This window comes from Aeromonas sp. S41-2 (assembly GCF_027705845.1).
Taxonomy (GTDB): domain Bacteria; phylum Pseudomonadota; class Gammaproteobacteria; order Enterobacterales; family Aeromonadaceae; genus Aeromonas; species Aeromonas hydrophila.
Genome location: NZ_JAPDCG010000003.1, coordinates 60768 through 78164 on the forward strand (window position 1 = coordinate 60768; position 17397 = coordinate 78164).

At 65.5% G+C, this 17397-nt stretch carries 13 protein-coding genes; 7 read left to right on the plus strand and 6 right to left on the minus strand.

Annotated elements, in window-relative coordinates; genetic code table 11:
- Positions 1 to 22 precede the first annotated feature (22 nt).
- Both OKC44_RS08285 and OKC44_RS08290 read right to left on the minus strand, forming a co-directional pair.
- Entirely contained in the window at positions 23 to 1093 is a 1071-nt protein-coding gene (locus OKC44_RS08285) for an isopenicillin N synthase family dioxygenase (RefSeq protein WP_270812200.1), read from the minus strand.
- A 453-nt stretch (positions 1094 to 1546) separates the two neighbouring features.
- Entirely contained in the window at positions 1547 to 2185 is a 639-nt protein-coding gene (locus tag OKC44_RS08290) for an NAD(P)-dependent oxidoreductase (RefSeq protein ID WP_017409608.1), read from the minus strand.
- Positions 2186 to 2286: 101 nt separating this feature from the next.
- Here OKC44_RS08290 and OKC44_RS08295 point away from each other — a divergent pair, with 101 nt between their 5' ends.
- Positions 2287 to 3192, plus strand: a complete 906-nt coding sequence (locus OKC44_RS08295; protein WP_139707279.1) for a LysR family transcriptional regulator — start codon at positions 2287 to 2289, stop codon at positions 3190 to 3192.
- A 125-nt stretch (positions 3193 to 3317) separates the two neighbouring features.
- Here the strand turns inward: OKC44_RS08295 and OKC44_RS08300 are convergent, their stop codons facing one another.
- Positions 3318 to 4058 (minus strand): SDR family oxidoreductase, encoded by a 741-nt coding sequence (locus OKC44_RS08300; RefSeq protein WP_011705821.1) that lies wholly within the window; start codon positions 4056 to 4058, stop codon positions 3318 to 3320.
- A gap of 262 nt (positions 4059 to 4320) precedes the next feature.
- Between OKC44_RS08300 and OKC44_RS08305 the strand changes: the two genes are divergently transcribed.
- The 3 genes from OKC44_RS08305 (at position 4321) to OKC44_RS08315 (ending at position 8464) form a co-directional block, all read left to right on the plus strand.
- Entirely contained in the window at positions 4321 to 5220 is a 900-nt protein-coding gene (locus tag OKC44_RS08305; protein ID WP_270812202.1) for an AraC family transcriptional regulator, read from the plus strand.
- 254 nt (positions 5221 to 5474) lie between these two features.
- Positions 5475 to 7619: a TonB-dependent siderophore receptor gene (locus tag OKC44_RS08310; RefSeq protein ID WP_270812204.1), complete on the plus strand. Its 2145-nt coding sequence runs from the start codon at positions 5475 to 5477 to the stop codon at positions 7617 to 7619.
- 38 nt (positions 7620 to 7657) lie between these two features.
- A complete protein-coding gene (locus OKC44_RS08315) occupies positions 7658 to 8464 on the plus strand; it encodes a siderophore ferric iron reductase (protein WP_270812207.1) in 807 nt (268 codons plus the stop codon).
- 44 nt (positions 8465 to 8508) lie between these two features.
- On the opposite strand, the gene OKC44_RS08320 is transcribed toward OKC44_RS08315, so the two are convergent.
- Positions 8509 to 9429, minus strand: a complete 921-nt coding sequence (locus OKC44_RS08320; protein WP_139707275.1) for a LysR substrate-binding domain-containing protein — start codon at positions 9427 to 9429, stop codon at positions 8509 to 8511.
- Positions 9430 to 9611: 182 nt separating this feature from the next.
- On the opposite strand from OKC44_RS08320, the gene metE reads away from it, so the two are divergent.
- Positions 9612 to 11876 (plus strand): 5-methyltetrahydropteroyltriglutamate--homocysteine S-methyltransferase, encoded by a 2265-nt coding sequence (metE, locus tag OKC44_RS08325; RefSeq protein WP_270812211.1) that lies wholly within the window; start codon positions 9612 to 9614, stop codon positions 11874 to 11876.
- Positions 11877 to 11963: 87 nt separating this feature from the next.
- On the opposite strand, the gene OKC44_RS08330 is transcribed toward metE, so the two are convergent.
- Positions 11964 to 13085 (minus strand): glycosyltransferase family 9 protein, encoded by a 1122-nt coding sequence (locus OKC44_RS08330; protein ID WP_270812212.1) that lies wholly within the window; start codon positions 13083 to 13085, stop codon positions 11964 to 11966.
- Positions 13086 to 13369: 284 nt separating this feature from the next.
- Here OKC44_RS08330 and OKC44_RS08335 point away from each other — a divergent pair, with 284 nt between their 5' ends.
- Positions 13370 to 14497, plus strand: coding sequence for an HPP family protein (locus OKC44_RS08335; RefSeq protein ID WP_270812213.1), 1128 nt, complete (start codon positions 13370 to 13372; stop codon positions 14495 to 14497).
- A gap of 42 nt (positions 14498 to 14539) precedes the next feature.
- On the opposite strand, the gene OKC44_RS08340 is transcribed toward OKC44_RS08335, so the two are convergent.
- Complete coding sequence (locus tag OKC44_RS08340) at positions 14540 to 16474, minus strand: amidohydrolase (protein WP_270812214.1); 1935 nt, start codon at positions 16472 to 16474, stop codon at positions 14540 to 14542.
- A gap of 166 nt (positions 16475 to 16640) precedes the next feature.
- On the opposite strand from OKC44_RS08340, the gene OKC44_RS08345 reads away from it, so the two are divergent.
- Positions 16641 to 17333, plus strand: coding sequence for a TetR/AcrR family transcriptional regulator (locus OKC44_RS08345; RefSeq protein ID WP_270812216.1), 693 nt, complete (start codon positions 16641 to 16643; stop codon positions 17331 to 17333).
- The last annotated feature ends 64 nt before the right edge of the window (positions 17334 to 17397 follow it).

A 17397-nucleotide genomic window follows, 5' to 3' on the forward strand; every position in this document is an offset into this window, starting at 1 on the left:
CCTTCTATTAGGTATGGCAGCGTCAGGCGAGTTGTGGCTCGCGCCGATCGCGCTTTGCGCTCTGTTCGCTGTTGGTCTGCGGATTGGCGGACGCCGGGGCGACGCCATAGTGGCGGGCCGCCACATCCGGGTGGGAGCGCAGCCTCCCTTTGAGTACGTTCTCCCCCACCTGATAAAAGAGCGGGTTGGTCGGGTCGCTCTCGGGCCCCTGTGCCTGCGCCGCCAGTGCGGGGGAGAGGCTGAGCAGCGGCACGGTCGCATCCAGTCGCGCCGCCATGAAGAAGGCGCAGGAGAGGCGCGATACCCCGGGCGGCGGGCTCTGCACCCGGTGCAGGGTAGCCTTGAGGTAGCCGTTGGAGGCCAGCTCCAGCAGCTCGCCGATGTTGACCACCAGGGCGCCCGGCAGGGGCGGCGCCGAGATCCAGCCGTCGGCCGTCTCCACCTCGAGCCCGGAGTGATGATCCTGCATCACCAGGGTCAGGTAGCCGGGATCCTTGTGGGCGCCCACCCCCTGACCGCTGCCCCCTGCGGCTTGCCCCGGGTAGTGGATCAGCTTCATGTGCTGATGGGGCGCCCCGCGAATGCTCTCGTCAAACACCCCGGATGGCTGCGCCAGCACCTCGGCGAAGGCGGCGAGCAGGGTGAGGGTGATGGCGCTCAGCCGCTCCTGCCACGCCAGCAGGTGAGATTTCATCTCGGGCAGGGCGGTCGGCCACTGGTTGGGGCCGATGAGCCGCTGCCAGGAATGCTGCAGGCCGGCGGCATCGAGGGCGGCCTCTTCGTTCATGATGTCGAACTGCTCGCGCAGATCCGGCCGCGCCCGGGTGAGCTCGGCCCCCACCTGGTTGTAGCCGCGAAAGTGGGGGGAGTGCACCATCTGCACCGCCAGCTTCTCCTGCTGTGGCAGGGCGAAGAAGCGGGCCGCCAGCGCCAGGGTTTCCTGCTGTTCTTGCTCGCTCAGGCCATGGCCGATCAGATAGAAAAAGCCCACCTCGCGGGCCGCCCGGCCAAGGGTGGCCAACATCTGGCGACGGGTCTCGGGGGCGCCGTCGAGCGCGGCGAGATCGATGATCGGCAGTGGTGAATGTTCCATGTGCACCTCCTCACTGGCCAGGGGCGGGATGCTACCCGCACACCTGACATGAAAACGACGACGCCCTGACCGATAAACCGGCCACCGCCCTGTTGCCAGGGATGGCGCCATTTGGATTGAGGGAGATGCTACTGTTCGGAGTTATAAGACGGAAACAACAAATTATTCTTAGTTATATACAAAAATCGAAATAGAATTCGCCACCCATCCGGGTGGCTGCCGATTGAGCGGCGATAATGGCAATATACCGGCGCACTTGGCACCCATGTTGGCCTGACCCGGCATGTGCCGGCTTGAGCGCAATGTGAGCGCGAGTTGGGCAAGTTGGGCAAATAGAGAGGCGAGCATCGCTGGCAGCACAGAGATGCGCCAAATACAGAGATGCAAAAAGGGAGGCTGATGCCTCCCTTTGTGTAACGGGCACTGCGGCCCGGTGTGGTGCCTGGCTCAGGTTCAGTAACCCAGGGTGAAGCGCTGGCGCAGGTGGGCCGGTTTTTCCGCTTCGTTGAGCACGCCGTCGGCCAGATCGCCGACCGTGATCCCGGCGGGTTGTTCACCGCTGAACAGCACCTGATCGGCACCGAGCCGGTAGCCGCCGCGCTTCTCGCCGGGTTCCAAGAACACGGGCGGGGAGACGAAACGCCAGTCGAGGGTGGTTTCACGACGCAGGGCGGTGAGGCCGTCGCGGGCGGCCAGGGCCCCCTGTTTCCACTCGGCCGGGAATTCCGGGGTATCCACCAGTTGCACGCCCGGGGCAACTTCCAGACTGCCGGCACCGCCGACCACCAGCAGCCAGCTGTTGGCCGCGACGGCGGCGGCCACGATGGCGCTGGCCCCCTTGAGGTACTGGTCGTAGATGTCCGGGGCGGTCCAGCCCGGGTTGTAGGCGCTGATCACCCGATCGTGCCCCTTGAGCACCTTGGCCAGCGCCTGGCTGTCCTGGGCATCCACCGCCACGGCGGTGACCTGCGGGTGAGCGGCGACCTTGCTCACGTCACGCACGATGGCGGTGACGTGATGGCCGCGGCTGACGGCTTCGTTGAGGATGGCTGTACCGACAAAACCGCTGGCACCGATCAGGGCAATTTTCATGGGAGATTCTCCTTCACTGTTGGAATGGGGCTATCCTACGCCCCCGAATGTGATTTAATAATCCGTTGTAAATTGCATTCACTTATAAGCTGGATTTAATAATGGAACAGCTCAAGCGTTACGCCATCTTCGCCGCCGTGGTCGAGGCGGGCAGCATGACCGGCGCCGCCAAGGCCCTCGGCATGACACCCTCCGCCGTCAGTCAGCATATCAGCCAGCTGGAGAGCCTGCTCGGCCTCACCCTGCTGCACCGCTCCACCCGCCGCCTCAACCTGACCGAGGCGGGAGAGGTGGTGTGGCAGGGGTGCCAGTCCCTGCAGCAGACCCTCAACCAGACCGAGCTGCGCCTCTCGGAGGTGCGTGACAGCCTGCTCGGTGAAGTTCGGATCACCGCCCCGGTGGGGATGGCCGGCCAGCCGCTGGCGCGGGCGCTCTCGCCGCTGCTGCAGGCCCACCCCGGCCTGTGCATCCAGATCATCGCCGACGACGAGAAGCGGGATCTCATTGCCGAGCGCATCGACGTGGCGCTGCGGGTCGGCACGCTCTCGGACTCCACCCTGGTGGCGCGCAAGCTGGGCCAGACCCGGATGTTGCTGTGCGCCTCGCCCGCCTATCTGGCGCGCAAGGGCACCCCGCGCAGCCCGGAGGCGCTGCTGGATCACGACTGGCTGGCCGCCGATATGCTGAGCGGCGGCCTGACCTTCTTCGATGAGAAGGGGCAGGGGCACAGGGTCAAACCCAAGCCGCGGGTGGTGTGCAACAACGTGCTGCCGCTGCGCCAGTTCACTCTGGCGGGGCAGGGGGTGTCGCTGCAGCCGGAGGGGGAGATCGCCGACGATCTCGCCTCGGGCCGCCTGCTGGAATTGCTGCCGGGCTTTCGGGTGCCACCCATGGAGATCCACGCCATCACCCCGCAGCGGGAGATCCCGGAGAAGGTGCGCCGGGTGATCGCCGCCCTGCGCAGCCACTTCGCCGAGCCGGTGGGGGCCGGGTCGACACGTTCATAGCCCGGGCAAGGAAGAAGGCCGTTCCGGTTGGCCGGCGCAAACAGGGTGCAAACAAGGATCAAACAAAGAGGGCAGCCCGCGGGCTGCCCTCTGTCGATGCAATGCCGGTGAGAACAGGCCCGGCCTCACTTCATGTAGAGGCCGCCGTTGATGGCCAGGGTCTCGCCGGTGATATAGGCACCCGCCTCGCTGGCAAGAAACACCACGGCGGCGGCGATCTCTTCCGGCTTGGCCAGCCGGCGCATGGGGATGTCGGCCTTGATGCTGTCGAGGATGTCGGTGCGGATCGCCTCCACCATGGGGGTGGCGGTATAACCGGGGGCGATGGCGTTGACCGTCACCCCGAAGCGGGCTCCTTCCGCCGCCAGCGCCTTGGTGAAGCCCAGCATACCCGCCTTGGCGGCCGAGTAGTTGACCTGACCGAACTGCCCCTTCTGGCCATTGACCGAGGAGATGTTGATGATGCGGGCATCGCGCTGCTCGCACATGGCGTCGAACAGCGGCTGGGTCACGTTGTAGAGGCTGCACAGGTTGGTGTGGATCACCTCGAACCACTGCTCCGGGGTCATCCGCTTGAAGGCCCCGTCCCGGGTGATGCCGGCATTGTTGACCAGCACGTCCACCCGTCCTTCATCCTGCAGCAATCGGCCCAGGGTGTCGCGGCACATGGCGGTGTCGGCGACGTCCAGCGCCAGCAGCCGCACCTGATCCGGCCGAAAACCCTGTTCCCCGTACCAGTCGTGCGCCGCTGCCCCGTTGGGGCTGGAGTGGGTGGCGATGATGCGATACCCCTGGGCCAGCAAGGCGGTGGTGATGGCGGATCCGATGCCGCCACGGGCTCCGGTGATCAAGGCAACTTTCTTCATCTTGGCTCTCCCTGCATAAAAGATTCGAACGAGGACTTTATGGGCTTTTTGAGGTAATTGATATATTTGTTTTCAAACAATCTGACAGGCAAACGCGTCACTTTTGTGACAGTCTGCCAAGCTGGCTTGACGCGCTGGTTCTAAGGGGTAGGCAAGGGGGCCAGGGTGAGCACAGCGGCCAGCGCTTGCCGCCAAGGTCGCGGCCATGTTTAATGGGGCCCTTGCGCGCAGCGCCTTGCCGACAGCCAGATCCGATCTCGTCATGACCATCTTGCCCACCACTCCCGACGCCGTGCCCCAGCCGCACAGTCAGCTGACCCGCATCGAGCGGGTGCTCGATTACATCCACGCCAACCTGGATCAGCCGCTGGCGCTGGCCGAGCTGGCGGAGCAGAGCTGCTGGTCGCGCTGGCAGTTGCAGCGGGTGTTCCTTCATGAGACTGGGCTGACGGTGGCCCACTATGTGCGCGAGCTCAAGCTGAGCCAGGCGGCAGAGGCGCTGCTCTCTGGTCGCCAGCGGGTGCTGGATCTGGCGCTCTGTTACGGTTTTGGCTCCGAGGTGAGCTTCAGCCGCGCCTTCAAGCAGCAGTTTGGCTGCTCGCCGCTGGCCTATCGCAAGAGAGGTCTGCGGCTGGGGCTGCGTACCCCCCTGGTGCGAGCTACCCTGCCGCAGCCCATGCCTGCCAGGCTGGTACAGGTGCGGATCGAGAGTCAGCCGGGCTTTATCCTGCACGGGGTGAAGGGGCAGATCCGCGGGCTGTTTGCCACCGCCCCCGACTTTCAGCAGACGGTGCCCGCCATCTGGCGCGCCCTGCGCACGGAGGGCGGTTTGCCACCCGGGCAGGAGCGGGTGGGGGTGGTGGATGTTTCTGGCGCCGGCGAGTCGCTCCCCTACTGGGCGGGTAGCGTGATGGAGGAGGGGGCCAGCTTGCCCGCCGGTCTGGCACGCTTCCCGGTGCCGGCCCAGACCTACGCGGTGCTAAGCCACGTGGGTCCCGTCAGCCAGCTGGGGCAGACCCTCAACTGGTTTATCCTGCACTGGCTGCCGAGCTCCGGTTATCGTGGGGTGGACGGCTTCGAGCTGGAGCGCTACGCCCCCGATTTTGACGGCAACCAGCCGGATGCCCGCATGGAGTACTGGCTGCCCGTCGCCCCTCTCTGACACGGCTATTCCCTTGCCCGGCGGATGCCGGGCGCTGCTATCCCTCTTTCCCTTTTTGCTGCGCCAGGCTTTGCTATCCATTCGACATCGCCTGCGTGTCTGCTGTCAGTTTAGGTTGCCGGATGGGACCAAAATGGCCGCATTTTCTCCCTCTTCAGCGCCAACATGCCCCAAATTGTTAATTCAAGGGCAAAATGACCCAATAAAATGCAAATGAGATTTGTTACTATTCAATCATTGCATTCGAGGATCAGATGTACGCCACTCACCCCCCTTTGACCCTGGTCGCCGCGACTATCTCCGCCCTGTTGGCTGGCCCCGTGCAGGCAGCCGCTGCCGAGCGCCCGCCACAGATCCGGGCCGACGAGACCCTGACCGTGCTCGGCGAGACCTATCGCAACACCGCGACCAAGACCCGGCTCGACCCCCTGGAGACGCCCCAGGCCATCTCGGTGGTGGAGGGTGACACCCTGGAACAGCGCGGCGTCAGCTCGGTGAGCGAGGCGCTGCGCTACGTGCCCGGCGTCAACACCGAGCTGCGGGGCGGGGCGGTCAACCGGCTGGATCTGTTCAACATTCGCGGCTTTGACAACTACCAGAACTTCTACGACGGCCTGCTGCTGCAGTACAACGACTGGAACCTGCAGCCCCAGATCGATCCGGTGGCCATCGAGCAGCTGGAGGTGTTCAAGGGGCCCACCTCCGTGCTCTATGGCAGCATGCCCCCCGGCGGCATGGTGAACCTCATCGCCAAGCGCCCCCAGCGGGAGAGCAGGCACAGCGTCAGCGTGGCGAGCGGGACGGGCACCCTCAAGGAGCTGACCCTCGACAGCACCGGCGCCCTCAACGACCAGTTTGCCTATCGGCTGGTGGGGCTGGCCCGTCAGAAAGAGGGCCAGGCGGTGACCTCAGAGGAGGAGCGCTACGTGCTGGCGCCCTCTCTCGACTGGCAGTTGAGTGAGCGCACCCTGCTGAACCTCAACCTCTATTACCAGAAAGACCCGCAAGCCGGCATCTACACCACGGTGCCGGCCAGCGGTTCGGTCAAGTCCAACCCGCTGGGCCAGCTTGGCAGCGATACCTTCCTTGGCGATGAAAACTGGAACCACTACAGCCGGGAGGTGACCCTGCTTGGCTACAAGCTGAGCCACGACTTCAACGCCAACTGGCAGCTGCTGCAAAACGCCCGCTACATGGATGCCTCGGCCAACCAGCAGAACACCTACAACGCGGCGCTGGCGGCCGACCACCGCACCCTGGCCCGCAACGCCTACCTGACCGATGAAGAGTCTCGCGGCTTTGTCATCGACAACCAGCTGGCGGGCCAGGTGCAGACCGGCAAGGCCCAGCACAACCTGCTGCTGGGGGTCGATTACCAGTATCTGGATGCGCGCATTCTCTATCGGGATACCCTCGACTATTCTGCCCCGGCCATCGACATCTTCAACCCGAACCACCAGCAGATAGTGCCGGCAGACCTGGCCTTCAACTATCAGGACAACCGCACCATCCGCCAGTATCAGAGCGGCCTCTACCTGCAGGATCAGGTGCGCCTCGATCGGCTGGTGGCCATCGGCGGCGCCCGCTACGACCGCTACCGGATGGACACCGACAGCCGGACCCTCTATCAGGGGGCGGCGAGCAACACCCTGGCCCAGATTGATCAGGACAACCTCTCGCTGCGCCTCGGCGCCCTCTACGAGCTGGATCACGGTCTCTCGCCCTATGTGAGCTATGCCGAGAGTTTCGAGCCGGTGGCGGGGGCGGACAAGCAGGGCCAGGCGTTCAAACCGGCTACCGGCCGGCAGTGGGAGGGGGGGCTCAAGTTCCTCTCCGAGGACATGAGCAAGACCTTTACCGCTTCGGTCTTCCACATCACCAAGCAAAATGCCCTGGTGACGGATCCGGACAATGTCTACGGGCCCAAGCTGCAGACCGGCGAGATGGTCTCCAAGGGGGTCGAGCTGGAGGGGCGCGTCGATCTCACCAGCCGCTGGGATCTGGCGCTGAGCTATACCCGTCAGGAGATGGAGATCACCCGCGACACCACCAGCCTGCAGGGCAAGACCCCGGTCTGGGTGCCCAAGCAAATGGCTTCGCTGTGGAGCAACTACCTGCCGGCCGGCCCGCTGGAAGGGGTGCGCCTAGGGGCTGGCCTGCGCTACGTGGGGGAGGCTCAGCTTGATGCCGCCAACACCGACACCGTGCCGGATTACCTGCTGATGGACATGGCCGCCTCCTACGATCTGGCCCAGCTCAGCCAGCGTCTGCAAGGGGTGGAGGTGTCACTCAGCGCCAGCAACCTGTTAAACAAGACCTACTACTCCTGCTACGACCAGAACAACTGCTGGTTCGGCGCAGAGCGCAGCGTGGAGGCGCGACTCAAATACGTATTCTGACCCTGCGTCCCGGGCCGCGCCCGGGACTCTCTCATCCCATGAGCGGCGCTGGCCGTTGTGCCCGCAGCCCGGGGGCGCGGCGCGAGCCGGATCTGCAGGCGCTGGCGGATCACGGCGCCCTGTTCGCGGCCGCCGCCGGGCTTATCCCGTCCCTCAAGGGGCGGCTGGTGGCTACCGGCGAGGCTGCGGCGCTGTTGACGGCGACCAAGCAGGCCACGCCGGCCGAGGTGGCGGCCGCGCTGCACGAGTATTGGCGGCTGGCCCATCCGGAGGCGGGTCCCGCCTACTGGCTCACCCGCAGCTGGGGCATGCTCTGCTGGCAATCCATCTATCTTGCCATGGTGGCCGTCTATCGGCTGCGGGCCGTGCCAGCGCTGGAGAGGCTGGGCCAGGGCTATCAGGATGGGCTGGTATCGGGCTTTACCCTGCCGGCCGAGCCCATGATCAAGGGGGAGCTGGAGCGCTTGATCAAGGCGGCGGGCGAGCGGCTGCAGGCCCATTGGCAGGCACTGTTCGCACAGCTCGGGCAGGTGCAGCGGCTGCGACCCGGCTTCGTGCGGCCGCTCTTGGCGGACGATCTGCTGGCGGCGCTGGTGCGGGTGCCCGCGTTCTTTGACGAGATAAGCCCCGCCGAGGTGGCGGCCCATGCGCCGCACTGGCTTGCCGCCTGCGGCCTGCCGGCCGAGCATCTGGCGGGCTGGCAGCCGGCACCCTGGCCGCCAGCGGCCGGCTTGGTCGGTTATGTGCGCCAGCGCTGCTGCCTGCACTACAAGCGCCGCGATGGTGAGCTCTGCGCCAACTGCCCGCGGCGGCTGGGGGCGGCGAGCTGTGAAGAGGGTGCTTGAACAGAGAAACCCTGCGTGATGACAAGCCGCCCTCAGGCGGCTTTTTACTGCGCTTTTACGTCGCCCATCTTGCTGCGAATGCGCTCGAACAGGCTCTGCAGACAGGCTTGATCCCGGTCGGCGGCGCGTACGGCGCCATACATGTGGCGCCGCACCCCTTCGGCGAGCGGGCGCGCCTCAAGCAGCCCCTGACGGACAAACTCCTCGCAGGCCCAGCGCGGCAGGGCGGCGACGCCCAGGCCGGCGGCGGCCATCTGCAGCATCACGGAGGTGTTGTCCACCGGCTTGCAGCGGGCGGGCTCGATACCGGCCGGCTGCAAGAAGCGGCTGAACACGTCCATCCGCGCCCGCTCCACCGGGTAGACCAGCAGCACCTCGGGGCGCAGATCCTCAGGCTTGATGGTCTGCTGGCCACAGAGGGGGTGATCCGGCGCCATCACCAGCACCAGCTCGAAGGCGAACAGCGGCTCGAAGTGGAGATCGCCGCGGGCCTGCACGTCCGAGGTGAGCAGCAAGTCGAGCTGGCCGCCGAGCAGGGCGCTGATGGCATCAAAGCCCGGCACCGACTCCACCTCCAGATCCACCCCCGGCCACTGGCGGCGAAAAGCGGGCAACAGCGGCAGCAGCCACTGGATGCAGCTGTGGCAATCGAGCGCCAGGTGGAGGCGACCGGCCTCGCCGCTGTGCAGGGCCTGCAGCTGTTTCTCGGTCTGCGCCAGCGCCGGCAGCACCTGGCGGGCCAGCCCCAGCAGCTGGTTGCCGGCCGCAGTCAGCACCAGCGGCCGGCTCTTGCGCAGATAGAGCTCCAGGTTGAGGCGGGTCTCCAGCTCCTTGAGCTGGTGGGAGAGGGCGGACTGGGTGAGGTTGAGGGTCAGCGCCGCACCGGCCAGCGAGCCCTGCTCGGCCAGCGCGCTCACCGTTTTCAGGTGCTTGATGTCGATCCCCGGGTTGCTTGACACCGCCATGGTATCCCTCCTTGTTGTGCCTGGGCGACGGCTTGTTGCCCGCCTTGAGAATTTCTTGAGAGCCAGTTGAAAAGGATTCAATAGCCAACGCCACCTTATCTTGTCATTTTGGATGTGTAAACATCTGGATGGCTAAATCATCCAGTTCACCATCAGATGAACGAGCATAAGGAATGGAACCTATGACCTGCGCACACACCCTGGGCTTTCCCCGTATCGGCGCCAAGCGTGAGCTGAAATTTGCCCTCGAATCCTACTGGCGCGGCGAGACCAGCCAGGCCGAACTCATCGCCACCGGCAAGAGCCTGCGTGAGCGTCACTGGCAGGCCCAGCAACAGGCCGGTGTGACCCTGCTGCCGGTGGGCGACTTCGCCTGGTACGATCAGGTGCTCGGCACCAGCCTGCTGGTGGATGCCATCCCCGCCCGCCACCGTCATGGCGACACCGATCTCGATACCCTGTTCCGGGTCGCCCGTGGCCGTGCGCCGACCGGCCCGGCCGCCGCCGCCGCCGAGATGACCAAGTGGTTCAACACCAACTACCACTACCTGGTGCCCGAGTTCAGCCGCGACCAGCGCTTCAAACTGGGCTGGAGCCAGCTGTTTGACGAAGTGGAAGAGGCCAAGGCGCTGGGGCTGCCGGTCAAGGCGGTGCTGCTGGGGCCTGTCTCCTACCTCTGGCTTGGCAAGGAGAAAGAGAGCGGCTTCTCCCGCCTCGAGCTGCTCGACCGCCTGCTCATCGTCTATCAGGAGATCCTGGCGAAACTGGCCGCCCAGGGGGTGGAGTGGGTACAAATCGACGAGCCGGCGCTGGCGCTGGACTTGCCGGACGAGTGGCGCCTCGCCTATCTCAACGCCTATGAGCGTCTGGCCGGCCCCTGCAAGCTGCTGCTCACCACCTATTTCGGTTCGGTGGCCCATCAGCGCGACATCATCACCAGCCTGAAGGTGGACGGCCTGCACCTGGATCTGGTGGCGGCGCCCGAGCAGCTGGAGACCCTGGTCCCGCACCTGCCGGCCCAGTGGGTCATCTCGGCCGGGGTCATCAACGGTCGCAACGTCTGGCGTGCCAACCTGGCCAAGCTGGTACCGACCCTGAAAGCACTGAAGGCCAGGCTCGGCGAGCGGCTCTGGGTGGCCTCCTCCTGCTCCTTGCTGCACAGCCCGGTGGACTTGACCCTCGAATTGGAGCTGGATGCCCAGACTCGTAGCTGGTTCGCCTTCGCCCTGCAAAAATGCTACGAGCTGGGGCTGCTGGCTGACCATCTCAATGGCGGGGAGCTGGACAAGATCACTGCCTACAGCCAGCCCATCGTGGATCGGGAGTCCGACAGCCGGGTCCACAAGAAGGCGGTGCAGTCACGGCTCGCCAGCCTCACCAACAGCGATTTCGACCGCCAGAGCGCCTATCCGGTGCGGGCCGAGGCGCAGCGCTCGGATCTCAAGCTGCCGCTGTTGCCGACCACCACCATCGGCTCCTTCCCGCAGACCTCGGAAATTCGGGTGCTGCGTCAGGATTGGCGGGCTGGCCGCATCGACGACAGTGCCTATGAGGCGGGCATTCAGGCCCAGATCAAGGATGCCATCCTGCGCCAGGAGGCCATCGGGCTGGACGTGCTGGTGCACGGTGAAGCCGAGCGCAACGACATGGTGGAGTATTTCGGTGAGCTGCTGGATGGCTTTGCCATCACCCGCTTCGGCTGGGTACAGAGCTATGGCTCGCGCTGCGTCAAGCCGCCGGTGATCACCCGCGACATCGACCGGCCGACCCCCATGACCCTTGAGTGGACGAAGTTTGCCCAGAGCCTGACCGACAAGCCGGTCAAGGGCATGCTGACCGGTCCGGTGACCATCCTCTGCTGGTCCTTCCCGCGCGAAGACGTGAGCCGCGAGCAGTCCGCCCTGCAGATTGGCCTGGCCATTCGCGACGAGGTGGCAGATCTCGAAGCCGCCGGCATCAAGATCATCCAGATCGACGAGCCGGCGATCCGTGAGGGCTTGCCCCTGCGCAAACAGGATCACCAGGCTTATCTCGACTGGGCGGTGCGGGCCTTCCGTCTGAGCGCAAGCCCGGTGGCGGACAGCACCCAGATCCACACCCACATGTGCTATAGCGACTTCAACCTCATCATCGAGGCGGTGGCGGCGCTGGATGCGGACGTGATCACCATCGAGACCAGCCGCAGCCAGATGCAGCTGCTCGAAGCGTTCGAGCGCTTCAACTACCCCAACGAAATCGGTCCGGGCGTCTACGACATCCACTCGCCGAACGTGCCGAGCCAGAGCTGGATTGAAAGCCTGCTGCGCAAGGCGGCCAAGCAGATCCCGGCCGAGCGGCTGTGGGTCAACCCGGATTGCGGCCTCAAGACCCGCGGCTGGGAAGAGACCGAGGCGGCCCTCAAGGTGATGGTCGATGCCACCAAGGCGCTGCGCGCCGAACTGGCCTGAAAAGCATCAGCAAACAACAAGAGAGTACGGGCATAACGAACGAGGGAAGGCGCAAGCCTTCCCTCTTTTTTTGTTGGTTGAAGCCCCTCAGAGGGTGACGACAAAGGCGCCGCTGGCAAGCCCCGGGCTTGGGACGGGCGAGGGGGCACTCGGCAGCTGCTGCGGCATGGGCTCCCTCGCCAGCGCTTCGGCCAGCCAATGGTGATCGAGGGGGATGGCATTGCGATCACCGATCACCAGATTGAGGTGCTGGGCGCCGAGGCAGCCGTAGCGGGCGGGATCGGTCTGGGTAAAGAGACCGAGACAGGGTACGCCGCTGGCGGCAGCCAGGTGCAGCGGCCCGGTGTCGCCGCTGACGAAGAGGGAGAGGCCACCGGCAAAGCGGGCCAGCTCGCTCAGGCTGGCGAGGGAGACCTGCACGTCCCCGAGCGGGGGCTGGGGATCGGCGGGATCCTCGAGCTGGATCAGCAGGGCGCTGGGGTAGTGGCGGCGCAGATCCCCGAGCAGTCGTTGCCACTGGGGCAGAGAGAGCCCCTTGCCCTTGCGGGCCCCGGTGAAAAAGCCGATGAGCGGCCGCGCCGGGTAGTCGTGCCTGAGTGCCACCAGCCGTGGGCTGGCGCTGTGCAGCAAGCTGCCGAGCTCAATCTGATCGGCGAGATGGCCGTGCATGCCGAGCAGTTGCAGCGGCTGGTGGGCGTAATGGCAGTGCTGGTTGGGGGTGAGGGGCTGGGGGAACAGGGCATCGCCCTTGGCATCGTCAAAGCCCAGCTTCTCGCGGGCCTTGACCCAGCCGGCGATCAGGTGATCGGTGCTGGAGGCAAAGGGCACGTAGACCCGATCGTAGTGCTGACGGCGCAGCCGCCACAGCACCGACAGGGAGGCCAGCAGCCGCTTGCCCTGCAGCTTGACCGGATGAATGCGCTGCAACTGCAGATCGGCCAGGAAGGGGAGCAGCTGGCCGCCGCTGCACACCAGCTCTATCTCGGCCTGGGGGTGGGCGCTGCGCACCTTTTGCAAGAAGGGCAGCAAAAACAGGTTGTTGCCGATGCGGCAGGTACTGCGAATGACCAGGATCCGCTGGGGAGGCTGGCTGCTCGCCGGCAGTCGGCCTTGACGCGCGAGCCAGGCGAGGGCGGCCCGCTCCAGCCCGGCGGTCCAGCAGCGGCGCTGGCCGTCGAAGCGGCGAAGGGCATCTCTGATGGTGCTCATAAGTAGTGGCTCCGTGCATGAAGATGAGCTCAAGATGACACTGCGATTCTTAAGGACGTGTTAAGAGAAGAGGGAAAGGGGTGTGTCGGCGGCTTTTTTGTAAGAATTTGTTGCTGCATCACAGTTTTGTGACGAGCGCGGGGAGCAGAGGGATGGCGGAGTGACTCCCATGAGGCCGCACGTCACCAAATAAGAGGGGCTGGCTGCATCTGGCTGTGGTATTGGGCGAGGGGATACCGTTAAAATTGCGTATTTGAAATAAATGTTATCCGCGCAGGAGCCCCATGCAGTTCAGGGATTTTTTTCCGGTATCCACCAATACCAGTATCAAAGAGAGTTGTTACGGCGCCCTGGGCGCCTTCGTCGGGCTGCTGGGTACCGCCCTCTTGTGTCGGTGGGGGCTGGGGCTTGAGGTTCATTGGCTAATCGCCCCCATGGGGGCCTCCGCCGTGCTGTTGTTTGCCGCGCCGGCCAGCCCGCTGGCCCAGCCCTGGTCCATCGTGGTGGGCAACGGGGTCTCGGCGCTGATGGGGGTGCTGAGTGCCAGCCTGGTGGCGGATCCGGCACTGGCTGCGGCCCTTGCCGTGATGCTGGCCATCGCCGCCATGTTTCTCACCCGCAGCCTGCATCCGCCCGGCGGCGCCGTGGCCTTGACTGCGGTTATCGGCGGCGAGGAGATCCGCCAGCTCGGGGTCGGCTATGTGCTGCTGCCGGTGCTGCTCAATTCGCTCTTGTTGCTGCTACTGGCACTCTGCTACAACCGGCTGCTGGGGCGCCGTTACCCCAACAGCGGTCAGGCACAGCCCAACCGCCACCAGACCGCCGATCCCCAGCCGAGCGAGCGGGTGGCGACCCAGGCGGCGGACATCGACTTTGCGCTGGAAAAGCACGGCGAGCTGCTCGACATCAGCCGCCAGGATCTGCAGGCGCTGTTGCAGGAGGCCCAGCTGCACGCCCTGCGGGCCAGGGTGGGCACGGTGCGGGTGCAGGACGTGATGTCGCGGGATCTGATCCTGATAGCGGCGCAGCAGCCGGCCATGGCGGCCTGGCAACTGCTCTCCCACCATCAGGTGAAGGCGCTGCCGGTGGTGGACGAGACCGGCCGGCTGACCGGCATCATCACCCTGCATGACCTGATGATCGACCGGGCGCTGCAACAGCCGCGAGGCGCCGCGGACCTAGCCGAGTTGCGGGTCGCGGATCTGATGACCCGCCACGTGTCGACCGCCCGCCGCTATCAGCCGCTCTACGATCTGGTGGGCGCCTTCTCCGATGGCGGCCTGCACCACATGCCGGTGGTGGATGGCGAGCAGTTGGTGGGGATCCTGACCCAGTCGGACATGGTGGCAGCGTTGTTCAACCTGGCGCTGCATCCGGCGCAGGGTGAAACCGGCGCATCGGTCAGTCCATAAAAAAGGCCCCTCGCGGGGCCTTTTTGTTGTCTGCGGCTTGGCTCAGGGGGCCGGGTAGATGGTGTTGCCCTGAAACACGGTCTGTTCGACCTGGGTGTCGGCAATCTGCTCTGGGGTGCCGGCCTCGACCAGGGCGAACAGATCCCGGTCGAGCACGATGAAGTCGGCGGATTTGCCTGCCTCGATGGAGCCGGTGATCTCCCCCTGACGCACCGCCCTGGCGCCGTTGATGGTGTAGGCGGCCAGCATCTCGGCCAGCGAGATGCGCTGGCTGGCGCGAAATGCATCGTCGCTGCCGGCCGCCCGCACAATACCGGCGGCCATGTTTTCAAACGGGCGGGGATCCCGGCTGTCGACCGGCGCGTCGCTGCCCGCCACCAGGATGGCGCCCGCCTTGCGGCTGCTCTCGACCGGATAGAGGGCCTGCTGCAGATAGCCCAGCGGATCGTAGAGCGCCTCGCTCAGGGACTGGCCGGCCCTGGTTGGCTGGATGAAGGGGGTGACCAGCATGTCGTAGGCGAGCTGGGGCGTGGTCCAGGCATAGGTGAAGGTGAGGTAGAGGCCGAGCTCGCCGAGGCGGCGCTGATCGTCCGGGTGCACCACCTGCAGGTGGGCCAGGGTGTGGGGGATGCCTCGGTCGCCGTTGCTGGCGCGGGCGGCGGCCAGCGCATCGAGCCCGACCCGGGTGCTGCGATCACCGATGCTGTGCATGTGGATACCAAAACCCGCCCCGTCCAGCGCGGTGACGTAGCGCTTCAGATCCGCCTCCCGGTAGTTGACGATGCCGTTGCTGCCGGCGTCTTCGCTGTCGGCGGTGATGGTGACCCGGCCGCTGTCCTGATCCAGCGCCAGATGGGGATTCTGGTAGTTTTCCAGCATGCCGGCGTTGGGCAGGAAAGGCGGCGCGGTGAAGGGATCTCCCTCCAGCACTCCGTCGAGGAAGATCTTGACCGCATCGGCCTTGATCAGCGGGTTGCCGGCAAAGGCGTTTCTGACCTGAGTGGCCTTGGCCAGGTGGCCCTCGATGTCCAGCTTGCCGCTGTAGTCATCCTCGTGAAAGCAGGTGGCAGCGGTGATGCGCATCTGCAGCAGCCCCCGTGCCTGCATGCTGAGCAGGCGCTGGCGGATGAAGTCGGTGGCGCAGGCGTCCTGCACGCCGGTGATGCCGCGCGAGGCCATCAGGGTGGCGATGGCCGGCAGGATCTGCTCGTACTGGGCGGCGGCCCGCTCGTCACTGGCGCTCAGTACCCCGCTGTCCGGCACCGGGATGGCGCTGCGGGCCCCCTCCCGGATGACGCCGCTGGTCAAGTCCACATAGGGGATGAACCGCTCGAACACCCCGCCCGGCGCCAATGTGGCGGGGTTGAAGCCCACCTGATTGCCATCCTGATCTTCGGCGCTGGCCAGCGCCTGCGAGTTGTAGGCACTGGCGTGACCGTCCGCCCCGAGCAGCACCACCGGATTGTCCGGCGCCACGGCATCCAGGGCGGCCAGCAGGGTGGCATGGCTCGCGGTCGGGGTATTGCCGTCATAGGGGGACCACTGATTGACCACCAGCCACTCGCCCGGCTGCCCGGCGTAGCGGGGCAGGCACGCCTTGACCTTGGCAGCCAGCTGATCGAGATCGACGGCCTGGCCATCCAGATCGCACATGGGCAGGGCCACGGTGCCAAGCAGGTGGATGTGGTTGTCGTGCAGCCCCGGCAGCACCATGCGCCCCTGCAGATCCACCTGGCGGGTCGCGCTGGTCATGAAGGGTTCGGCCCCCTGGCGCGAGCCGACATAGCGGAACTTGCCATCCTCGACCACCATGGCCTCGGCCAGGCTGCGCTGGCCGTCCTGGGTGTAAATCTTGCCGTTGAAGTAGAGGGTGCTGGTCGGTTCCTGCGAGCGGTTGTCCTGCTGGCAGCCGCCGAGCAGGACTGTCATCAGCAGGGCGACAAGCCCCCGGCGGTGGTTGTGTTGTTTGCCATCCATTGCGTGCTCTCCTTGTATGATTGCAGTGATTACTGCAAATATGAGCACATTTGTTTATTGCAGCTGTGCCGGAAAATGCCAGTAATTGCTGCATTTTTTTTGACTTGTGTTGAGTCTGTCTCATCATGTAGTGATGAGACTCGGTGACCATGGAGGGAGAGACGCAATGGCGGAACACGCATTGCCAGAGGGGCTCTGCATGCGGCGTCAGCCGCGGCAGCAGCGCAGTCAGGAGGTGGCGACCCGCATCGAGCAGGCCACCCTGGCGTTGCTGCGGGAGCAGGGGTTCGCGGCGCTCAACACCAATGCCATCGCCGCCCGCGCCGGGGTGGGCATCAAGTCGCTCTATCACCTCTATCCCAACAAGGAGGCGATCATCTGCCGGCTGGCGATGGACTGGCTGGCGGCGGTGTGCGAGGCGCAGGCGGCGATCCGCCAGCAGGTCGACAACTGGCCGCAGACCCTGGCCATGCTGGATCAGGCGCTGGACGCGCTGGATGAGCGCTTCGCCGGCTACGGGGCCCTGTGGCAGGCGATGGATCTCATCCCGGCCCTGCACAGGGTCGAGCAGGAGCACGAGCGCGGCCAGCTGGCATTCTGGCATGAGCGGCTGCGCCATTTTGGCTGCCGCTGGCCCGACCCCGAGCTCACCACCCTGATCCGCTACTTCTACCGGACGGCGGATGTGGTCAAGCAGTGCGCCAAGGAGCAGGGGCGCCTGGGAGATCCCATCTGGCTGCTCCATCGCCACTGGCTGCAGCAACTGGTGGCGAGCGCCATCGCCGAGCCGGATCCCGCCAGAGTGTGGCAGGCGTGGCCCGTCCTGATGCCGGGCGGGGCGGCGGCAGAGGCTGAATAAACCGCGCTTGGGTCAAAACAAACTGCGGTCAAAACAAACTGGGGTCAAAACAAGAGGGAGTGCC